General features: G+C 71.3%; 1 protein-coding gene. It reads right to left on the reverse strand.

The window, feature by feature from the left end:
- On the reverse strand, positions 1 to 2,627 hold a 2,627-nt coding region (locus D7V88_RS40405; RefSeq protein ID WP_120545815.1), incomplete at its 3' end, for a protein kinase domain-containing protein.
- Positions 2,628 to 2,777: the final 150 nt, after the last annotated feature.

Consider the following 2,777-nt stretch of genomic DNA (forward strand, 5'->3'; position numbering starts at 1 on the left):
GGTGACCTCCTGAAGAACGGCGCGAGTCCTGTAGCCCAGGGGAACGCGCCGCGACGGACTAAATTCAACCGGCCGGCGACCTCACCTCCCACGTTGGGGCCGGTCGCTTGTGTGGGCTCCGCGACGACCGGTGGAGAAGTTGTGGAGGACTTCCCGGACGGGTTCCGCCCGAGCACCGAGTTCCACAGCGCGGCCACGCGCCCGCCATCCAGACCGAGCGCCACGGTGGTGGCGAGGCCCCCGATGGCGAGGAGCACGATGCAGGCCGCGATGAGCGCACCCCGGCGGGACGCGGGCTTGTCCAGAGGCTCGTGGGGCTCGGTTGCCCGTTCGGAGGCGCGCGCCCCGTTGGAGCGGGTGGGGGGCGTGGACTGCTTGCGGCGGGACGAAGGAGCGCGGCGGAGCGCGGGGGTGTTCTCTGGCGCCTCTTCCGGGGGCAGGGCTGGCGCGCGGGAGATGGAGGTCTCGCTGTCGTTGATGGACGCGGAGACCGCTTTGTGCGGCAGGGTGACGCGCATGCTGTCCTGGGTGGACGCTCGCGGAGGTCGGGGACGGGAGTCTTCCGTGGAGTTGTTCGTGGCGTCACGTGAGGCGCGGGAACGTGCATCTTCCGCGGATCCGTTCGCGGCGTCCCGTGGCGGCCGAGGCCGGGAGTCTTCCGCACCGGCATCGCGTGTGGAGCGTCCACGCGCGTCTTCGGCGCCGCCATTCAATGCCTCGCGTGGAGGCCGGGGCCGGGAGTCTTCCGCGCCGCCATTCGCCACATCGCGCGAGGAGCGGACGCGCGTTTCTTCGGCGCTGTTGTTCGTGGCCTCGCGCGGGGGCCGGGGACGGGAGTCCTCAGCGCCGCCATTGAAGGCTTCACGTGGAGGCTTCGGACGCGCGTCCTCGGCGGGTCCATTCGCGGCATCACGTGAGGAGCGCCCTCGCGCGTCCTCGGTGGATCCGTTCGCGGCATCCCGTGAAGGCCGGTGCCGTGCGTCCTCGGCGGATCCATTCGGGGCATCACGCGTGGAGCGGGATCGCGCATCCTCTGGGCCGTTGGCGTGGTCCCTCGCGGACCTCGAACGGGCGTCCTCCGAACCAGCACGGGCGCGGGGCTCCTCTGGTGGGACGAAGACCGGAGGCTCCCGGTGGGCGCGGGCCTTGGGATCCTCGGCGGGCTGTGCTCCCACGCGGGACAGGGGCGTGAGGACCGTCTCTCCCTCGACGTAGCCGGGGGATGTCTCGACGGTGGACGGCGTGATGCGCAGGACCGCATCCAGCACCACGGGCGGCAGGGCCGGCTGCGTGCGCACGCCGGGATCGGAGTCCTCGGGGCTGTCGGTCAGCGCATCATGGGACGGCGGACGGTGCGGCTCCGTGATGGGAGGCGAGACCCGGCGCGAGGGCGGCGGCGCGGATGCGGGCTTCCGCACGACGAGCTCTTCCGTCGTGTTGCGACGACCCTGCGCGTTCGCGGGCGGAGGGGGCGCCTTGGACGGCGCGGGCGGCTTCACCGGCGCGGACGGACGCGGCGGCAGCGCGGAGGAGATCTGCGGCAGGCCGGTGGGGGGCAGCGTGACCGGATCCGGCAGTTCCGCGCCCCGCGCCAGCACCTGCGCGACCTGCGTCTCGCTGGAGGTTCCGTCCCCGGTCGCCTGGCCGCTCATGAGCAACAGGCGGGTCTGGTCGCGGCGCTCGGAGAACAGGCGCAGCATCAGTTCGCTGCTCTGTTCGGGGTGCCAGATGCGCGGGCCCACGGCGCGCTCGATGGCGCGGGCGAACTCCAGGGTGGTGGAGTAGCGATCCTCCCGCCGCTTCGCGAGCGCCTTGAGGACGATGGCGTCCAGCTCCGGAGGGATCTGCTTGTTCACGCGCGAAGGCGGCGTCACCTCGCCGCTGAGCACCGCGTTCATCATCGCGTCGGCGCTCTTCGCGTAGAACAGCCGCATGCCGGTGAGGCACTCGTGCAGCACCACGCCCAGGCTGAACAGGTCGCTTCGGGCGTCCAGCGGATCGCCCATGATCTGCTCCGGCGACATGTAGCCGCTGGTGCCCTTGACCATGCCCACGGCGGTGCGGCCCGCGCGCGCCAGGCTCTTGGCGATGCCGAAGTCGAGCAGCTTGGTGACGCCTTCGTACGTCACCATGATGTTCTTCTCGGCCACGTCCCGGTGCACCACGGGGGATGGCCGGCCGAGCGGGTCCGTGAAGGCGTGCGCGTAGTTGAGCGCCACCGCCGTGTCGCGCACCGCCATCAGGCTCAGGCCCATGGGGATGGGCTCGTGCGCGGAGCGGCAGGCGCGGGCGACCTCCACCAGGGTGGCGCCCGGCACGAACTCCATCGCGAGGAACAGCTCCCCGTCCGCCACGTCCAGGTCGTACACGTGCGCGATGTGGGGGTGGTTGAACGCGGCCGTCACCTTGGCCTCGTCCAGGAACATCCGGACGAACTCCTCCTCGCCCCGGATGTCGGGGAGGATCTGCTTCAGCACCACCATCTTGCGGAAGCCGGCGAGGCCCTTCTGGGCCGCGAGGAAAATCTCCGCCATCCCGCCCGTGGACAGGCGGCAGAGCACCTCGTACTTGCCCAACACCCGGCCGCGGAACCCGTCCGGAGTGAGCGTCAGCGTCGTCCCAGCCATTGAAGGGGTCCGACTCTACACCTGGGGCAGGCCGGTCGCGAAAGGCCCGGACCCCGGTTTCTGGAAGGATGCCAGGGCTTACGGGGATGAGACCTCCGTCGGGGTGAGGACAGGGCCTCCGGGGAAGTGTCCGACACCGGAGGGGTGGGG

The organism is Corallococcus terminator (genome assembly GCF_003611635.1).
Taxonomy (GTDB): Bacteria; Myxococcota; Myxococcia; order Myxococcales; family Myxococcaceae; genus Corallococcus; species Corallococcus terminator.